The sequence below is a fragment of the Pandoraea norimbergensis genome (genome assembly GCF_001465545.3).
Taxonomy (GTDB): domain Bacteria; phylum Pseudomonadota; class Gammaproteobacteria; order Burkholderiales; family Burkholderiaceae; genus Pandoraea; species Pandoraea norimbergensis.
Window position 1 is genome coordinate 2,643,834 of record NZ_CP013480.3, and the last position, 16,470, is coordinate 2,660,303.

Annotated in this window: 15 protein-coding genes; 5 read left to right on the forward strand and 10 right to left on the reverse strand. The window is 62.2% G+C overall.

Going from position 1 to position 16,470, the window contains the following annotated elements; genetic code table 11:
- Window positions 1–116 precede the first annotated feature (116 nt).
- Window positions 117–1,751 (forward strand): methyl-accepting chemotaxis protein, encoded by a 1,635-nt coding sequence (locus AT302_RS28320; RefSeq protein ID WP_058378584.1) that lies wholly within the window; start codon window positions 117–119, stop codon window positions 1,749–1,751.
- 61 nt (window positions 1,752–1,812) lie between these two features.
- Here the strand turns inward: AT302_RS28320 and AT302_RS11645 are convergent, their stop codons facing one another.
- The 3 genes from AT302_RS11645 to AT302_RS11655 all read right to left on the reverse strand — a co-directional run bounded on the left by AT302_RS11645 (window position 1,813) and on the right by AT302_RS11655 (window position 5,686).
- Window positions 1,813–4,020 (reverse strand): putative bifunctional diguanylate cyclase/phosphodiesterase, encoded by a 2,208-nt coding sequence (locus AT302_RS11645; RefSeq protein WP_058378585.1) that lies wholly within the window; start codon window positions 4,018–4,020, stop codon window positions 1,813–1,815.
- Between the two features lie 333 nt (window positions 4,021–4,353).
- A complete protein-coding gene (locus AT302_RS11650) occupies window positions 4,354–4,923 on the reverse strand; it encodes an isochorismatase family cysteine hydrolase (RefSeq protein ID WP_058378586.1) in 570 nt (189 codons plus the stop codon).
- 145 nt (window positions 4,924–5,068) lie between these two features.
- Entirely contained in the window at window positions 5,069–5,686 is a 618-nt protein-coding gene (locus AT302_RS11655; RefSeq protein ID WP_058378587.1) for a nitroreductase family protein, read from the reverse strand.
- A gap of 175 nt (window positions 5,687–5,861) precedes the next feature.
- On the opposite strand from AT302_RS11655, the gene AT302_RS11660 reads away from it, so the two are divergent.
- The gene (locus tag AT302_RS11660; protein ID WP_058378588.1) at window positions 5,862–6,263 is read left to right on the forward strand and encodes a carboxymuconolactone decarboxylase family protein; all 402 of its coding nucleotides are present in this window, start codon (window positions 5,862–5,864) and stop codon (window positions 6,261–6,263) included.
- Between the two features lie 4 nt (window positions 6,264–6,267).
- Here AT302_RS11660 and AT302_RS11665 read toward each other — a convergent pair whose 3' ends face one another.
- On the reverse strand, window positions 6,268–7,503 hold the full coding sequence (locus tag AT302_RS11665) for an NADH:flavin oxidoreductase/NADH oxidase family protein (protein WP_058378589.1): 1,236 nt from the start codon (window positions 7,501–7,503) through the stop codon (window positions 6,268–6,270).
- A gap of 78 nt (window positions 7,504–7,581) precedes the next feature.
- Here AT302_RS11665 and AT302_RS11670 point away from each other — a divergent pair, with 78 nt between their 5' ends.
- The gene (locus tag AT302_RS11670) at window positions 7,582–8,031 is read left to right on the forward strand and encodes a MerR family transcriptional regulator (RefSeq protein ID WP_058380276.1); all 450 of its coding nucleotides are present in this window, start codon (window positions 7,582–7,584) and stop codon (window positions 8,029–8,031) included.
- A gap of 141 nt (window positions 8,032–8,172) precedes the next feature.
- Entirely contained in the window at window positions 8,173–9,042 is an 870-nt protein-coding gene (locus AT302_RS11675) for a slipin family protein (protein ID WP_058378590.1), read from the forward strand.
- A gap of 20 nt (window positions 9,043–9,062) precedes the next feature.
- Here the strand turns inward: AT302_RS11675 and AT302_RS11680 are convergent, their stop codons facing one another.
- The 5 genes from AT302_RS11680 to AT302_RS11700 all read right to left on the reverse strand — a co-directional run bounded on the left by AT302_RS11680 (window position 9,063) and on the right by AT302_RS11700 (window position 14,703).
- The gene (locus AT302_RS11680) at window positions 9,063–9,782 is read right to left on the reverse strand and encodes a Crp/Fnr family transcriptional regulator (RefSeq protein WP_058378591.1); all 720 of its coding nucleotides are present in this window, start codon (window positions 9,780–9,782) and stop codon (window positions 9,063–9,065) included.
- Between the two features lie 134 nt (window positions 9,783–9,916).
- Window positions 9,917–11,038, reverse strand: coding sequence for an amidohydrolase family protein (locus AT302_RS11685; RefSeq protein ID WP_058378592.1), 1,122 nt, complete (start codon window positions 11,036–11,038; stop codon window positions 9,917–9,919).
- Window positions 11,038–12,348: an MFS transporter gene (locus AT302_RS11690; protein WP_058378593.1), complete on the reverse strand. Its 1,311-nt coding sequence runs from the start codon at window positions 12,346–12,348 to the stop codon at window positions 11,038–11,040. Before AT302_RS11690 ends, AT302_RS11685 begins: the two co-directional genes overlap by 1 nt.
- A gap of 91 nt (window positions 12,349–12,439) precedes the next feature.
- Window positions 12,440–13,720 (reverse strand): CaiB/BaiF CoA transferase family protein, encoded by a 1,281-nt coding sequence (locus tag AT302_RS11695; protein ID WP_058378594.1) that lies wholly within the window; start codon window positions 13,718–13,720, stop codon window positions 12,440–12,442.
- Window positions 13,717–14,703, reverse strand: coding sequence for a hydroxymethylglutaryl-CoA lyase (locus tag AT302_RS11700; RefSeq protein ID WP_058378595.1), 987 nt, complete (start codon window positions 14,701–14,703; stop codon window positions 13,717–13,719). The genes AT302_RS11695 and AT302_RS11700 overlap by 4 nt, the downstream gene beginning before the upstream one ends.
- Before the next feature lie 201 nt (window positions 14,704–14,904).
- Here AT302_RS11700 and AT302_RS11705 point away from each other — a divergent pair, with 201 nt between their 5' ends.
- The gene (locus AT302_RS11705; protein ID WP_058378596.1) at window positions 14,905–15,684 is read left to right on the forward strand and encodes an IclR family transcriptional regulator; all 780 of its coding nucleotides are present in this window, start codon (window positions 14,905–14,907) and stop codon (window positions 15,682–15,684) included.
- Window positions 15,685–15,712: 28 nt separating this feature from the next.
- Here AT302_RS11705 and AT302_RS11710 read toward each other — a convergent pair whose 3' ends face one another.
- Window positions 15,713–16,357 (reverse strand): GntR family transcriptional regulator, encoded by a 645-nt coding sequence (locus AT302_RS11710; protein WP_084656175.1) that lies wholly within the window; start codon window positions 16,355–16,357, stop codon window positions 15,713–15,715.
- Window positions 16,358–16,470 lie beyond the last annotated feature (113 nt).

Below are 16,470 nucleotides of genomic sequence, written 5' to 3' on the forward strand. Positions count from 1 at the left end.
CGGGCTAGCCCAGCCAACAATGACACGCGTGCGTTTGTCACGCATTTCGGGCAGCATGACGGGCGGCGGATTCCGGGGTCGGATACCGCCATTCCGAAAGAAAGGCGATAGCGCAAATGTTGAAGAATTGGACGATTCGTTGGCGGTTACGGTTGGCGGTGGCGGGGCTCGCCACGCTGGTTGTGGTGGTAGGCGGCCTGACACTCGCGGGGTTGCGCGAGACGGTCGGCAGTCTGCGAGAGGTCTACAACAAGGAACTGGCCAGTACACGGTTACTCGGCGAGGCGGAAATTCAGATTGGCCGCGCCCGCGCCGTGGTACTCAGAGCGCCGCAGGCCCCCACGGCCGATCTGAAGGCCGACGATATCAAGAAGGGCACGACCTACTGGGGCGAATCGGAGAAGGCATGGCAAGCCTATCTGGCGCTGCCGGCCGACGCTGACGAGCAACGGTTGGCCGCGCAGGTGACCAGCGCCCGGCAGGCGTTGAAAGAAGCGTTCACGTTGGTGCAGAACGGCATCTCGGCCGGTCAGACCGATGTGTATTACGAGCAGGCGGCGGTACTCGGCAAGCGCTATACGTCGTACGTGAACGCCAATGAGTCGCTCAAGCAACTCTACGACGCGCGTGCAAAGACGAGCTTCGAATCGGCCGAGTCGGCCTACGACCGCCAACTGGTGCTGACGCTGTGCGCCATCGGTTTCGCGATCATCGCCGCATTCCTGACGGCGCGTGCCTTGAATCGGGCGATCACGCGACCGCTCGACGATGTGCTGGAACACTTTCAGGAAATCGCAGACGGCAATCTGCGCCGGGCGGTGCAAATCACGTCGACCGACGAGATGGGGCGGCTGCTTGAGGCGCTTGCCGCCATGAAGGCACAACTGGGCGATACGGTCGCGCGGGTGCGCAAGAGTGGCGAGGCGATTGCGGCCAGCGCTCGCGAGATCGCGGCGGGCAATCTCGATCTGTCGTCGCGCACGGAGCAGCAGGCCGCGTCGCTCGAAGAGACGGCCGCGAGCATGGAGCAACTCACCGGCACCGTGCGCCAGAACATGGAACACGCGCATCAGGCGAATCAGTTGGCGCGTCAGGCGAGCGAGCAGACGAGCGCGGGTGACAGCGCGATGGCGCAGGTGACCGACACGATGCGCCAGATCGACGCCGGCTCGGCCAAGATACGGGAAATCATCGCGCTGATCGACGGCATTGCCTTCCAGACGAATATCCTCGCGCTCAATGCCGCGGTGGAAGCGGCGCGGGCAGGTGAGCAGGGCCGGGGGTTCGCGGTGGTGGCTAACGAGGTGCGCACGTTGGCGCAGCGCTCAGCAAGCGCGGCACGCGATATCAAGACGTTGATCGAAACGTCGGCCGAACGCTCCGCCGCAGGCAGCCGCATCGTCGGCGAGGCGGGGGCCGCGATGCAGGAGATCGCCGGCAGCGTTCGCCGGGTGACCGACATCATGGCGGAGATTTCGGCGGCGTCGGAAGAGCAGACGACGGGGATCGATCAGGTGGCACGTGCGGTGACGCAGATGGACGAGGTCACGCAGCAGAACGCCGCGCTGGTCGAGCAGGCATCGGCGGCCGCGCAATCGCTTGCGGAACAGGCGGAATCGCTAAAGCAGGCCGTGGCCGTGTTCCAGTTGGCGCAGTCAGACGAGCCGCACATGGGCCACTTCGATTCGCTGGGGCAAGGCGGCGCGAGTGCTGCTGCGGCGCGCGGGCGGTTGCATTCGGTGGTTTCTTGAGTTGACGCGGGGGTGATGGGGCTCGGCACGTGTGCATGATCCCCGTTACCCTCGTCATCCCCTAGGCACGGTTCAAATTCCACTCCCCCCAGCCGCTAGTTCGCCCGACGTTGAACGTGGTGCCGAACTCAGACGCGGGCATCGGTTTTCCGAACAAATAGCCCTGTCCCTCATCGCAGCCAAGTTGGCGCAAGTTATCTCGTTGCTCCACTGTCTCAACACCTTCCGCCGTCGTTCTCAGATCGAAGCTTCGCGTCATGTCCACGAGCGCGCGCACAACTGACGCGTCTCGTTCCGACTCGACCATCGCCTGCACAAACGAGCGGTCGATCTTGATGCGGCTGAGCGGATAGCGCCTCAAGAGGCTGATCGACGCGTAGCCGGTGCCGAAATCGTCAAACGCAATGCCGACGCCATAGTCGCGCAAACGTTGCAACGCATCGAGGACCACATCGTCGTCGAGCACGATACTTTCGGTCACTTCGAGTTCGAGTGCCTGCGGTGGCAGACCATGCCGGTTGAGCACCGCGATCACTTCATCCACGACGCTCCCGATGCGGAACTGCAAACCGAACAGATTCACGCCGATCCGGAAGGCCGGCGCACCGTGGCGGCGCCAGAACGCGGCTTGCGCGCAAGCTTCGTCAAGCACCCACGCACCCACGGCCGCCGCGAGCGGCCCGCGTTCCAGCGCAGGAAGAAACGCCGCAGGGGACAGCAATCCGCGCTGTGGATGCCGCCAGCGGATGAGCGCTTCCGCGCCGGTCAGCGACCCATCGGCAAAGTCCACCTGCGGCTGATAGAACAACACGAACTCACCGTCGTTGACGGCACGGTGCAACTCGATGTTGTACACACGGCGCTCGACCGCTTCCATGCGCAATGATTCGACGAACACGAACACCTGACCCGGCCCGTGATGTTTCGCTCTCGACAGTGCGAGATCCGCGTTGCTGATCAGGCTAAGCGCCTCGTGCGCGTGCTGCGGCGAGACGGCGATGCCACAACATGCGGTCACGCGAACGTCGAAGCCGCCGATGACCATCGGTTCGGCAATGGCCGCCGCTGCTGCGTCTGCAAAGAGACGTGCGTCTGCCGTCTTCGTCACGCCCGGCAGCAAAAGGGCGAACTCGTCTGCGCCGATGCGCGCGACGGTGTCGTCGGGGCGAGCCAGCGCCGTAAGACGTCGAGAGACTTCGCAAAGAATGCCGTCACCGACCTCGTGCCCCAAGGTGTCGTTGACGTCCTTGAATCCGTCGAGATCGATAATCACCACCGCCGCGCCGGTCATGGACGCTGACGTGATTTCCGTATTTCGATAGAAGGTTGCGCGATTCGCTACGCCGGTGAGCACGTCGGTGCTGGCCAGTCGCTTGAGTGCATCCTTCTCGTCGCGCAGTGCACTCAGATCATGCACATGCGCGTTGAACGTCAGTGCGCCGTTTTCGTGCCAGCAGAACAGCGATGCGCTCAACAGAAACTCGGCACCGTCTTTTCGGAGCCCATACACCACGGACGGCATTGTGATGCCGTCGACCGACCCTGCTGCCACAACTTGTGCAATTCGATCGCGTAATGAGGGCCGGCCGTGTTCGGGTACGAGCGTCTCGAGCGTAAGGCCGGGGCCATCGGCGACGTCGTAGCCATACAGGGTGGCCGCCGCCAGATTCCACTCGAGAATCTTGCCGCTTTCGTCAAAACGGATCATCGCCGTCGGCGAACGGCGCTCGGGTTCCGCGAAAGTCCGCCGGTCGCGTTCGACGAAGAGTTCGACGCGCCGCAACTCCAGCCGGTCGGACGCCATCCTCGCCAGTTCGCGCAGGCGTTCGCCGTCAACGGCGGAGAAATGGTGATTCGGTTTGGTGTCGATGACGCACAAGGCGCCAAGCGCATGCCCGCCGACCGACATAAGCGGCACGCCCGCATAGAAGCGCACTTGCGATGGCCCGGTGACGAGCGGGTTGTCGTGGAAGCGGTCGTCGCGGCTTGCGTCGGGCACGACCAGCACGGCGTCCTGAAGGATGGCATGGGCGCAGAACGAGGCATCGCGGCTCATGTCGACGTCGCCGCCTGCAAACCCGGCCGCGGCGGCAAAGAACACGTGATCGTTGCCGACCATGTTGACCGCCGCCACCGGCACATCAAACATATGCGCGGCGATACGCACGACGACATCAAGGCTGGGCAGCGGACGGTCACTCCCCAGTCCGTATTCAGCCAACGCAGCGAGTCTCTCGGTTTCCATCGGCAATACAGGGGGACACTTCATCAGTGGTCTCCTCGCCTGAAAGCGGCTTTATCGACAAACCTCGGGCTGTATATGCATGCGTTCAGACACGAAACGTCCCGGTCTTAATGCCGGTGAGGTACGTTCGAGCAAAGGAAGCCCCGTTAATGATGCTTTTCGCTATATCGGCCGGAATAGCCGTTCGGCCGAAATCGGATAATTCGTTTCCGATTAGGCGGATTATAGTGCCAAGACAATTTCTTTTGCATCCGTGCTGATTCGGTATGCGAACCGTATTGCAATGCGATGTTGTGTAACCGCATTCCATACTGTCGTTTGAATCGTAATGATATTAATGATCAATATCAATGTGGCTTACGCAAGCCACGCTAAGGCATCGGGGAGCGACAGCACGTGAGTTCGCGATTCGAATGCGGTCGAGAACAGGTGTTCGTGCACGACTTGATCGGGATCGTAACAGCAGTCTTTCACGGTGAATAACCGGAAATCCGCATCGCTCGCATAGGCAATCGATGACAGCATCACCCCGGTCGAGGCGATGCCGGCCATGATCAACGTGTCGATCCCTCGCGCCGAGAGACGCACCTGTAGGTCGGTGCCGTGGAACACACTGGCACGATGCGCAATGATCAGCGGTTCATTAGCCTGCTGGCCCAGTTCCGGTGAAATCCGATCCTCGACGAAAAGCCCCAATTGCTTGATGCCTTGCCCGTTCTTGTTTAACGGACTGACTTCCGGATAGCCGGGACTAAAGTGGATTTTGGCAAAATAAAGCGCGACACCCTTTGCACGTGCAGCGTCACACAGCTTGCGCGTATTCGAGAGCAGCGTCGGTGCGACGGACGGGAATAACGCCAGAATATCGGTCTGATAATGCATGACCACTAGCGCGGTTTTCTCGGGAAGGATGTCCGGCATCGGCATAGTCGCGTTGGGCGCTTTGCATGCGCCTTGCAGGGAGTGATGCGCGACTCTATCACGCCGGGAATTGATTCGAAGGCAGGAACGGAATAGCAAAACGGGCGCCGAAGCGCCCGTCAGTATTTTCTATGCCGTCCGTATTGACCGTTCAGATCGAGAGGCGGCCCAGCCATTCGCGCACGTGGTCCGCGCGCTCGGCGCGCGGGTTGACCTCGGCGTCAGCAGGCGGCGAGCCAACGAACAGGAACCCCAGAATCTTTTCATTCGGCTCGAAATCGAGCACCTGATGCAGGTCGGCGTCATAAGCATCGGGGCCGGTCGCCCAGAAGCCGCCATAGCCGAGAATGTGCAGCGCATTGAGCATGTTCATCGTCGCCGCGCCCACCGACAGCAGTTGCTCGCCTTCGGGCACGCTCGTTTGCGTCGACACGGACGCCGCGATCACGATAATTGCCGGCGCGGCGAACGCCTTACGACGGCGTTGCTCGTGGGTCTCAGCAGGGGCGTCCGGATTGCGCTTGGCAGCGATCTCGACCAGTGCCTGACCCAGATCCTCACGCGCCTCGTCGCGCACGATGACAAAACGCCACGGACGCAGGCGGCCATGGTCGGGTGCGCGCAAGGCCGCATCGAAAACCAGATTCAGTTCCACATCGTTCGGTGCCGGTTCGACCAGCGGCCAGTGCGACTGGCGCGAGAGCAGGGCATCGAGCGCCAACTGACGCGATGCGGTAACCGGGGCGGCAAAATCGGTGGACGTACCCATCAAGAACTCTCCAGAAACAGATGAGCCATCATCCCCGATTCTTCGGCAAAAAGCAAAATGATTCTCATTTGCGATTATGTCTTGCGTTTATGGCAAGAACGGCTGGGGGGCGTTGTGTCAGCGCAAAAGCTTGTAATCTAGCGCTTTGCCCAGCCTCCAACTGAAAGGCCTATCCATGAGCCAAGCCCCTGTCGAGCACGCCAACGCCACGCCGGAAGTCAAGGCGGTCTTTGAAGACATCATGACGACGCGTGGTGTCCCTGACGTCAACAACTTCTGGAAATTCATCGCTCAACACCCGCCCACGCTGGCCCGCACGTGGGACAGCATCAAGGATGTGATGGCACCGGGGGCGCTCGACCCGCTGATCAAGGAATTGATCTACGTTGCGGTGAGCGTGACGAACAACTGCGGGTACTGCGTCGCCAGCCATACCGCCGCCGCCCGGCGCGCGGGCATGACGGACGAAATGTTCGGCGAGTTGCTGGCGGTGGTGGGCATGGCCAACGAGACCAATCGGTTGGCGGTCGGCTACCGGGTGCCCATCGACCCGGCCTTCGAGCTGCCAGCCAAGTAACGCGTCACCGCGCGGCGCTTCGTTCCATCCACAGGCGATAGCGCCGCGTCTGACATGCCGTTGCGATCTGCTGCAAGATCAATGCCCTGAGTGGCGAGACGTCGGGTTTCGTCGTGCGCCCGGCGCTCAGCCGGTTGAGCTGGAACTTGACGACGGCCATGTTGGCCAGCGAGCCGAGTGTCTTGCTCTTCCACGTGATCGGGCGCAGATTCGGCTCGCTGTGTTTGCCATCCCGCCAATGACGGGGCAGCGCGGGGTCGATGGACAAGGCCGTGGCAATGCCGACCATCGCCACGCCGGAATCGATCACCTGCTCGGCCACGGTGCGACGCCGCACGCCCCCCGTGACCATCAGCGGCATGCGTGCCACGGCCGTGATATCTCGTGCAAATTCCAGAAAATAGGCTTCGCGGGCCAACGTGCGCCCGTCGCGCGCTTGCCCTTGCATCGCAGGCGCTTCATAACTTCCCCCGGAGAGTTCAACCAGATCGACACCCAGCGGGTTGAGCAACTCCACCACACGCTTGGCGTCGTCCGCGCTGAAGCCGCCGCGTTGAAAATCTGCCGAATTCAGTTTCACTGCTACCGCGAAGCCCGGGGACACCACTTGTCGAACCGCCCGCACGACGTCGATCAGCAAGCGGGCACGATTCTCGAGGCTGCCGCCCCAAGCGTCCTGACGCTTGTTGGTCAGTGGCGAGAGAAACTGGCTGAGCAGATAGCCGTGTGCCGCATGAATCTGCACACCGTTGAAGCCAGCCTGCTCGGCAAGCTCGGCGCTGCGAACAAAGCGGGCCTGCACGTCGGCGATATCGGCCGGGGTCAATTCTCTAGGCACGGCGAAGCGCTTCGACAGCGAGCCGAGATCCAGCGCGACTGCCGACGGGGCAACCGTCGGCTGCCCGAGCGCCGATTGCATCTGCCGGCCCGGGTGGTTGAGTTGCATCCAGATCTGCGCACCTTGCGCGCGCGCCGTGTCCGCCCAGCGGCGAAAGCGTTCGAGGTGGGCGTCGTCTTGGAGCACAACGCCATTGGGGCCGGTCATGGCTTGCGCGTCGATCATGACGTTGCCCGTCAGGATCAGGCCCGCACCGCCGCGCGCCCACGCATCATAAAGGCGCAACAGCGCGTCGGACGGCGCGTGGTCGGCGTCGGCCATGTTTTCTTCCATGGCGGCCTTGGCCAGCCGGTTCGGAATCGTGGTGCCGTTAGGCAAGGTAAGGGGGGTGAAGAGCTTCATCGCGTCGCTTCCTCAGTTGACGATGAGGGGACGATAACCTTAAAGTAAGCTTTAATGTCAAGTGCCCGGAGGCGGATGATGAAAATTGGTGAACTGGCCAAAGTCAGCGGCTTGGCGGCGTCGAAGATCCGCTTTTACGAGGCCGAGGGGCTGCTGCCCGACGCGCAACGGCAGGCCAACGGCTACCGCGATTACGGCGACGATGCGCTCACGAGGCTCGATATCATTCGCCGCGCCCAGAATGCAGGCTTTTCGCTAGACGAGATTCGGGCGATTGTGCCGCCCGATCTCAGCGCATGGCCGCACGACTTACTGCTCGACGTGTTACGCCGCAAGGTCAGCGAGATCGAGCAGTTGGAACAGAGTCTCGCGCAGAGCAAACACAACATTTCGGCGCTAATCGCCGCGATCGAGCAGCGTGGGGAAGGGGAGGGTTGTGGGGAGGCGGCGCAGCGCGTGTTGACGTCGTTGCGCAATACCCCGGTGGAACCGCCGCTCACGAACGGACGGGCACGCAAGCGGGCATGAGACGCCTGCTGGGGGGATTGTGCCAACGCGATCGACGCCGCGACCTATGATGAATTGGGAGCTGGTTTTGCAACGGTTTCCGTTTCGCGGGTGAGCCGATACCAATTCTGATGACGAGACGCCCGCAGGAGGCGTTTTTTCATGAATCCGATCACATCGTTTCTCGTACTGGTTCTCCTGCTGATGGGCGCGGCGACAGGTGCGTATGTCAGTCCCTATCTGGCGGCGTGTTTCGTCGTCGCGGCCATGCTGCTCGCGTCCACGTTGAAGATGGCCAACGCGTGGCAGAAGTTCGTCATTTTGCGTGCCGGCAAACTTCAGAGCGTGAAGGGCCCCGGGTTGTTCATGATTCTGCCGGTCGTCGACAACGTGACCGCCATCATCGATACCCGCATTCAAACCACGGCGTTCAACGCGGAACAGGCGCTGACGAAAGACACGGTGCCGGTGAACGTCGACGCCATCATCTTCTGGCACGTGCACGACGCCGAGCGGGCGGCGCTCGCGATCACGGATTACCGGCAGGCAATCGACCGGGTCGCACAGACGTCGCTGCGCGAGATGATCGGGGCGTCGATGCTGTCGTCGCTGCTTTCGGACAGAAAGGCCTCGGACGAGCAATTGCGCGCCGATATCAGCGCTAAAACGGCAGCATGGGGGATTGCGGTGATTTCGGTGGAAGTGCGGGACGTCGCAATTCCCGTGGCGCTTCAGGATGCAATGTCCAGACAGGCGCAGGCCGAGCGGGAGAAGCAGGCTCGTATGATTCTCGGGTCGGCGGAAGCGGTTATTGCGGCACGTTTTGTCGAAGCCGCGACGATCTACGAAGGTCACCCGCAGGCGTTGCAATTACGCGCGATGAACATCATCTACGAGACCACCAAGGAGCGCGGGGCCACCATCCTGATGCCGTCATCGATGGTCGACAGCATGAACCCGGCAGTGCTGGCCTTCGCGGTTGGCAGTACCGATCCGTCTACGACCGCACCGACGTTGAAGACGGCAGCTTGATCGTTGGACGTGATGAGCGATCAGGTGGCGATCGTATCGGGGAGAAGTCGTGTGAATTCGCGTCTGACCACGCTGTAGCACTCGCAGACGCGCTTCTCGAGACCGTCCCGATCAAGCACCTTGATATGGCCGTGGCTGTATTGAATCAGCCCCGCCGTCTGGAGTTTCAGCGCGGCTTCGGTGACGCCGGAGCGGCGTACGCCGAGCATGTTGGCGATCAATTCCTGCGTCATCTGAAGCTCGTTGGACGGCAGGAGATCGAGGCTCAGCAAGAGCCAGCGGCAGAGTTGCTGATCGATGGAGTGATGGCGGTTGCAGACTGCGGTCTGGGCCATTTGCGTGATCAACGTCTGCGTGTAACGCAGCAGCAGTCGTTGCAACGGCCCGGCCCGTTTGAATTCGTCTTTAAGTACTCGCGCGCTGAGGCGGTAGGCGTAACCGGCACTTTGCACGATGGCGCGGCTCGGCGTGGTTTCACCGCCCATAAATAGCGCGATACCGATCAGTCCGTCGTTGCCCACGATGGCGATCTCGGCGGAGGCGCCGTCTTCCATGACATAGAGCAGGGAAACAATGGAGGTCGTTGGGAAATAGACGTGGGCCAACTGATCGCCGGACTCGTAAATCACCTTGCCAAGCGGCATCTCAACCAACATCAGTTCAGGCGCAATCCGGTTCCACTCGTTCGGAGGCAGCACAGCCAGCAGACGGTTCGCACCCTGATTCGGTTGCGGCGACATTCGTATTCCCCTTCATGAACGCAAGCGGGTTCATGCCTGTGCATTCTTGTCTGCCAGCGTGGGCATGTCAATCCTGCGTATACCGCCGGTCTCGCTGAACCGGCGCTGTCAACGCCGCCTCTTCCCCATGACCGTCACGCCAGCCGATAGACCTTCGCTACCGTCTCACGGAACAGTGCGGCGCGTTCCGTGGGGCTGGCTTGTGCCGTCAGGCGCTTGAAGGCGTTCCAGCCGTTGTTGAACGTGTACGACCCCTTGTCGACCGGGAAGTTGCTCTCGAACATGCAGCGATCGGCGCCAAACGCTTCGATACAGGTGTGCATCCATGGCTTCCACGCTTCGGCGAGTGCTTCCGATGACGGTGAGCGTTCCCCCTTCTCGAAATCGAAGCCGTTGATCCGCATCCCCAGCCCGCCAACTTTCACGTAGACGTTCGGCAACTGCGCCAACTCGCGCATCGAACGTGACCACCGCGTGAAGACTTCTTCACGTGCGTTCTCATAGCTGGCAATCCGCACCACGCCGCCGCAATGGTTGATGACGAAAGGCGTTTCCGGATATGCCTTTGCCAGATCGAACAACTCCGGCAACTGCGGGAAGAACAGCCACGCGTCGTACGACAAACCCAGCGGCCCCAACTGCGCCACACCGGCGCGGTAGTCCTTGTCGAGCAACAGCCCACGCGGTGCTGCGGAGAGCGGATTGACCAGCGTCTGGTCCGCGTCCCACGTCACCAGATGCCGCACACCCTTGAAGCGGCCTTGTCCCACGGCAAGGTGGGCTTCCAGTACTTCACGCACCGCAGCCCCACGTCGCAAATCGGCATACCCGACCATGCCCTGCGCCACACGCGGCGCGGCATGTTGCAATGGCGCCGTGATCTCTGCGACGTACTGCGTCTCACCGACCGGACGCAGCGCCTCCGGTCCCGACTGCCGATATCGCGTCAGCGCCTGCATGAACACCGAAGCCGTGATGTTGTGCCCGCCGCGTGCGTCTTCCAGATACTCGTCGAGCAGGTAGATCCAGCCCGGGCGCTCGTAGAAATGGTGATGCGCATCGATGATGGGCATCGCGGGCTCAAGGGCCGCTTCGTTGCCCGCGGCCAGCCATTCGGCGCGCACGGGCAGATAGTTGCTGGTCGCCGGCATGGGGCGGGATTCCTCTTTTGCGAAAACACGGGTGGCCGACAGTGCCGCCGACGCCGCTGCGACCTGCAAGAGCTTGCGGCGTGCCGGTGATTGAATACTGCGCATTATTTCTCCTCCTGCGGAAACGCGAACAATGCGAGTGTGAGCAACGTGGTGACGCCGAGCACGATCGACAGACCCAGCATGCCTGCCGTGAACGTGCCGAAGCTGTCCTTCAGATAACCCACGAGATACGGTCCCGCAAAGCCGCCCAAGGCACCGATCGAATTGATGAGGGCGAGCCCGCCCGCAGCTGCCTGACCCGACAGGAATCGTGCCGGCAGCGTGAAGAAGATCGTGCGTCCTGCGATGGTGCCGATCAGCGCAAGCGTGATGCCGGTCATGGCAGGCAGGAGCTGATTGAAATAGGTCGACACGCCCAACGCGACCGCACCGATCAGCAACCCGGCCGCCAGATTCGCGATGTGCCCGCCGCGACGGTCCACACGCTTGGCCCACCACAGCAGCGCAATCGTCGCGAAGAAGTACGGCACCGCCGAGAGCCAGCCCGTCTGTGTCACGCTCATGCCGTGCGCCTTGAGCATCTGCGGCAGCCAGATACCGATGCCGTACGAACCCATCGTGAAGCCGAACGAGATCGAGGCGAGCAGGTAGACACGCACGTCTTTGAGCGCCGCGCCAAAGTCCTTCTTTTTCTTGCTCGCCGAGCCCTCGCGTTCGAAGGCTTGTTGCAGCGCCTGTCGCTCGTCAGGTGTGAGCCACTTAGCGTCGGCAGGCTTGTCCGCGAGAAGCTTCAACACAAGATAGCCAAGCAGACACGCCGGCAAGCCCTCGATGATGAACATCCACTTCCAGCCCGCGAGACCGAGCATTCCGTCCATTTGCAGCAGCCACGTCGACAACGGGCCACCGACCAGTGACGACAGCGGTGTGGACACCGTGAACCACGCGAGCACCCGCGTGCGGTAGTTCGCGGGAAACCAGACCGCAAGGAAGAAAATCACACCGGGAAAGAAGCCGGCTTCGCCAATGCCCAGCAACAAGCGAATCACATAGAAGCTCATCGGGCCGGTAGCGAGCGCCGTGGCCGCCGCGAAGATGCCCCACGTGATCATGATCCGCGCCAGCCAGCGGCGCGCGCCGAAGCGATAGAGCGCGAGATTGCTCGGCACTTCGCAAAGGCAGTAACCGGCAAACATGATGCCCGCGCCCCAACCGAATTGCGTGGCCGTCAGGCCGAGATCGCGATTCATCGTGAGCGCGGCGAACCCCACGCTGGTGCGGTCCAGATAGTTGAAGAAATAGGCGAGGGCAAGCAACGGAATGAAGCGCCACGCGGCTTTTTGCACGGCGCGCTGTTCCAGGGAGTCGCCCAGCGGCATAGCCGCCGGTGTCGTACGGGATAACGAGGTCATGGTTGTCTCCTGCATATTGCCGGACGTGCGTGCCGCTATTGCGGTCGGCACGGCCCGGCGTTCTTGTGTGTCACTTCACGAAATCAGGGGTTCAGGCGCTGGCAAGTTCAGTCGGGGACGGTGACGCGGCCGACAGGTCGTCGGCATGCGACGTGGCGCAGCGCACGACACCGGCATCGGCAAGTCGCTCGATGTCGTCGGGCGAGTAGCCCAGTTGAGTCAGCAACGCCTGTGTGTCTTGCCCAAGCGAAGGCGGCGCGGCGCGCAGTGGCAACCGCTCGCCCGCCAGCGTGATCGGCAGCAGCGCGGTGCGCGTTGTGACCGATTCCCCTGAGGCACTCGCGTCGGGGGGCAACGTGACTTCAGCCAGACCGCCGGTGGCCAGCAAATGCGGATCGTCGAACAGCGCTTGCGGTTTCGTGATCGGCGCGTACGGCAACCCGGCGCGCTCGAAGACGGCGCCAATGTGCGCCGCGCTGAACGCTTCCATATGCTGGCGGAGTTGCGGCATCAGCCACTCACGCGCCTGCACACGCTGGTTGTTCGTGGCGAGCCGTTCGTCCGCTTTGAACGCGGGCAAGCCGAATGCGTCGCAGAACAGTGCCCATTGCGTATCGGAGACCACCGCCAGAAAGATCTGTTCGCCATCCTTGACGGTGAAGACGTCGTACACCGCCCACGCGGAAATGCGGCTCGGCATCGGTGCGGCGGGGCGCCCAGTCACGGCGAACTGCATCATGTGCTGCGCCATCAGGAAGACGTTGTTCTCGAACAGCGCGCTCTGCACTTCCTGTCCTTGGCCAGTGCGCTCGCGCTGCGCCAATGCTGCCATCGCGCCGATTGCCCCGAACATGCCGCCCATGACATCGTTGACGCTGGCACCAGCTCGCAACGGTTTGCCTTCCGGCCCCGTCATGTACGCCAGACCGCCCATCATCTGGACGACTTCGTCGAGCGCCGTGCGATGGTCGTACGGACCGGGCAAGAAGCCCTTGTGCGATACGTAGACGAGTCGCGGATTGAGCCGGGAGAGCGTGTCGTAACCCAGCCCGAGCTTGTCCATCGTGCCGCTCTTGAAGTTCTCGCTGAAGACATCGGCATTGGCGAGCAACCGGTGCACGATCTCCACGCCGCGTGGGTCTTTCAGATCGACGGCCAGACTCTTCTTGTTGCGATTGAACGTGCTGAAGAACCCCGCGCCGGACCCGCGCAGATTGCGGGTGCTGTCACCGGTGATCGGTTCGACCTTGATGACTTCGGCGCCGAGGTCGGCCAGCACCATGCCGCACGTCGGGCCCATCACCATGTGCGTCATCTCGATGACGCGCACGCCGCTGTACGGCAACGATTGCTCGTTTTTTACACCGCTCATTGCGCATCTCCCAGCAAGCAGCCTTCCGGCTGCGGCGCGCTGGGGGCGCGTCCGTCGGCGTAGTGAAAACCCTTCGGCAGTCCGGCGTCCTGAACGTGGCCGTACAACGCCTCGCCCGGCAATGCCTCGGCCAGCACGGCACGCGCTGCGGCGAGCGCATCGACGTCGATGCCGGTGTCGTAGCCCATCGCTTCGAGCAGAAACACCAGATCTTCTGTCACGATGTTGCCCGTTGCGCCGGGCGCGTACGGACATCCGCCAAGCCCGGCCTGACTCGCATCGATGGTCGTCACGCCGGCGTCGAGAGCAGCAACCACGTTGGCCAGCCCTTGGCCGCGCGTGTTGTGAAAGTGCGCGCCGCCCGCCTTGCTGCCGACTTCGGCCTGCAAGCGACGGAACATGCGGCGGACCTGCACTGGGTTGGCGTAGCCGCTGGTGTCCGACAAACCCACTTCGTCGACACCGCACTCGGCCATGGCGAGACACATGCGCAGGGTCTGGTCATCGGTGACGGTGCCAGCGATCGTGCAGCCGAAGGCCACCGAAACCCCAGCTTCGATTTCGATACCGGGGAAACGCGCGTCGCGCAGTGCCACGATTTCGCGCACGGCTTCGATCATCTGCGCCGTGGTCTTGCGGATGTTGGCCATCGAGTGCTCGTCGGTGACCGAGACGGGCAGCGTCAGCTTATGCACGCCGGCTTCGAATGCCGCTTGCGCGCCGCGCAGGTTCGGGGCGAGCACGGCCACGCGAAGGCCGGGAATCGACAGGGCATGAGCGACGACGTCGTGGATGTCGGCCATCTGCGGCAACAACTTGGCCGGCACGAACGAGCCGACTTCAATTTCCTTGAGACCGGCGGCGGCGAGCGCAGAAATCCAGCGCAGCTTGGCGGCGGTCGGCATCACGCGCTTCAGACTTTGCAGTCCGTCGCGGGGGCCGACTTCGCTCACGAGGACTCGCGGGGCGGAAGATTGTGTCATTCGAAGACTCCTGTTAGTTCTATCTGAAAGAACTACGTTCTATTTGATAGAACTATACGAGCAACATCGGCCGTGTTTAAGTTGGGTAAACCCGTATTTTCCCTATTTTATGGAACTTGTGTTCTGCCCGACAGAACTGTAGAGTGGCCGCATTCAACGAATTCATGAAAGGGAACACGAGTGGCACACGAGGCATCGGACATGACGGCGCAAGCGTCGGACGGCGGCAGCGGGGTGGCCGTGCTGGATCGTGCGTTTGCGATCCTCAACGCGTTCGGCCCGTCGGAGGATGGGTTGACGCTCACCGAAATCTCGCTGCGCACCGATCTCTACAAGAGCACGGTGTTGCGGCTGCTCGGGGCGCTTGAGCACGGCGGTTTCATTCGCAAGCTCAGCGACGGGCGCTATGCCATCGGGCCGCAGCCTCTGCGTCTGGCAGCGCGCTATCAGCGGTCGTTTCAGGTCGGGCCGGTGATCGAACCGATCCTTCAGCAGTTGAGCCGCGAACTGGGCGAAACCGCTTCGTTGTATGTTCGTCAGGGCGATCAACGACTGGTGCTGTACCGGGTGGAGCCGTCACGCGCGGTACGCGTGTCGATCCGCATCGGTGAAGAGTTTCCGATTTCGAAAGGCGCTTCGGGAAAGGTGTTGCTCGCGTTCACGGAAAGCGACGATCCGCGTTGGGCCGACGTACGCGAGCGCCTCTGGGCCGTCTCGTTCGGCGAACGCGATCCGGAAACAGCCTCGGTGTCAGTGCCGGTGTTTGGGGCGAGCGGTGAGTTCGTCGGTGCGCTGACGCTCTCGGGACCGAAGGCGCGCTTCGACATGGCATCGGCGGTCAAACAGGCGCTGACGGCGTTACTCGACGGTGCGCGCCGCGCAACGGTTGCGCTGGGGGGCATGGGGGAGCGCTACGACGCAAGCCTTGCCGCGACTCGACAAGCCGGATTCTCAGCGCCGGGGCAAGGCGAAAACGCCTGAACGCCTGCCCCCTGAACGGCCGGCGATTTTAATCGCCCTTACGAATGGCCTCCGCCACGACGGTAAGCACCTCCGTGGCCGTATTCTCCGAGTGCGCCTTGAGCACTGCGCCCAGACGCGGGCGTCCATCTTCCCTTAGCGCACGCATGATCTGCTCATGCTCTTCGTGCGATTCCTGCCAACGCAAATGATCGGCATTTGCCGCGCCACGCGCGCGGTGAACCTTGCTCATCAACGCCGCGTAAATCGATGACAGCACCGGGTTGGCCGCACCGTCGACGATCAGTTGATGAATCTCCTGATTGATGCGGAAGTAGTCGGTGCGATGGCCCTTGCTATGCGCGTCGAGCATCTGAAGATGCTTCTTTTCAAGCGTTCGTAGCGCCACATCCGTCAGGCGCATCGCGGCCAATTCGCCCGCGGTGCGCTCCAGTCCATGCAGCGTCTCGAAGGTCGCGCGCAACTCCTCCAGATCGAGCGGTGCCACGCGATAGCCGATGTACTGCCGGTGCAGTACCAGCCCTTCTGACACCAGCGTCTTCAACGCCTCACGCAAGGGCGTCTTCGAAACATCGAAAAGCTCGCAAAGCGCCTTCTCGTCGATGCGTTCGCCGGGCGGGAGTTCGCCTTCTTCAATCATCACGCGAAGGCGGGCAGCGATCTCGGCGGACATGCCGAGCGTGCGAAGTCTGGGGGAGTGCTGGAGCGGGAGGGCCACGGTGTCTCGTTATCAATTATCAGTGTCGAAAAGATCCTACCATATAGGGAAATCCCTATGTATCATCT

Excerpts from the sequence above, each read along its gene's own strand:
- AT302_RS11660 (WP_058378588.1), top strand. The coding sequence starts at position 5,862 with ATGAGCCAAGCCCCTGTCGAGCACGCCAACGCCACGCCGGAAGTCAAG.
- AT302_RS11680 (WP_058378591.1), bottom strand. The coding sequence starts at position 9,782 with ATGTCGCCGCAACCGAATCAGGGTGCGAACCGTCTGCTGGCTGTGCTG.
- AT302_RS28320 (WP_058378584.1), top strand. The coding sequence starts at position 117 with ATGTTGAAGAATTGGACGATTCGTTGGCGGTTACGGTTGGCGGTGGCG.
- AT302_RS11700 (WP_058378595.1), bottom strand. The coding sequence starts at position 14,703 with ATGACACAATCTTCCGCCCCGCGAGTCCTCGTGAGCGAAGTCGGCCCC.
- AT302_RS11690 (WP_058378593.1), bottom strand. The coding sequence starts at position 12,348 with ATGACCTCGTTATCCCGTACGACACCGGCGGCTATGCCGCTGGGCGAC.
- AT302_RS11655 (WP_058378587.1), bottom strand. The coding sequence starts at position 5,686 with ATGGGTACGTCCACCGATTTTGCCGCCCCGGTTACCGCATCGCGTCAG.
- AT302_RS11665 (WP_058378589.1), bottom strand. The coding sequence starts at position 7,503 with ATGAAGCTCTTCACCCCCCTTACCTTGCCTAACGGCACCACGATTCCG.
- AT302_RS11705 (WP_058378596.1), top strand. The coding sequence starts at position 14,905 with ATGACGGCGCAAGCGTCGGACGGCGGCAGCGGGGTGGCCGTGCTGGAT.
- AT302_RS11685 (WP_058378592.1), bottom strand. The coding sequence starts at position 11,038 with ATGCGCAGTATTCAATCACCGGCACGCCGCAAGCTCTTGCAGGTCGCA.
- AT302_RS11710 (WP_084656175.1), bottom strand. The coding sequence starts at position 16,357 with ATGTCCGCCGAGATCGCTGCCCGCCTTCGCGTGATGATTGAAGAAGGC.
- AT302_RS11645 (WP_058378585.1), bottom strand. The coding sequence starts at position 4,020 with ATGAAGTGTCCCCCTGTATTGCCGATGGAAACCGAGAGACTCGCTGCG.
- AT302_RS11650 (WP_058378586.1), bottom strand. The coding sequence starts at position 4,923 with ATGCCGATGCCGGACATCCTTCCCGAGAAAACCGCGCTAGTGGTCATG.
- AT302_RS11695 (WP_058378594.1), bottom strand. The coding sequence starts at position 13,720 with ATGAGCGGTGTAAAAAACGAGCAATCGTTGCCGTACAGCGGCGTGCGC.
- AT302_RS11670 (WP_058380276.1), top strand. The coding sequence starts at position 7,582 with ATGAAAATTGGTGAACTGGCCAAAGTCAGCGGCTTGGCGGCGTCGAAG.
- AT302_RS11675 (WP_058378590.1), top strand. The coding sequence starts at position 8,173 with ATGAATCCGATCACATCGTTTCTCGTACTGGTTCTCCTGCTGATGGGC.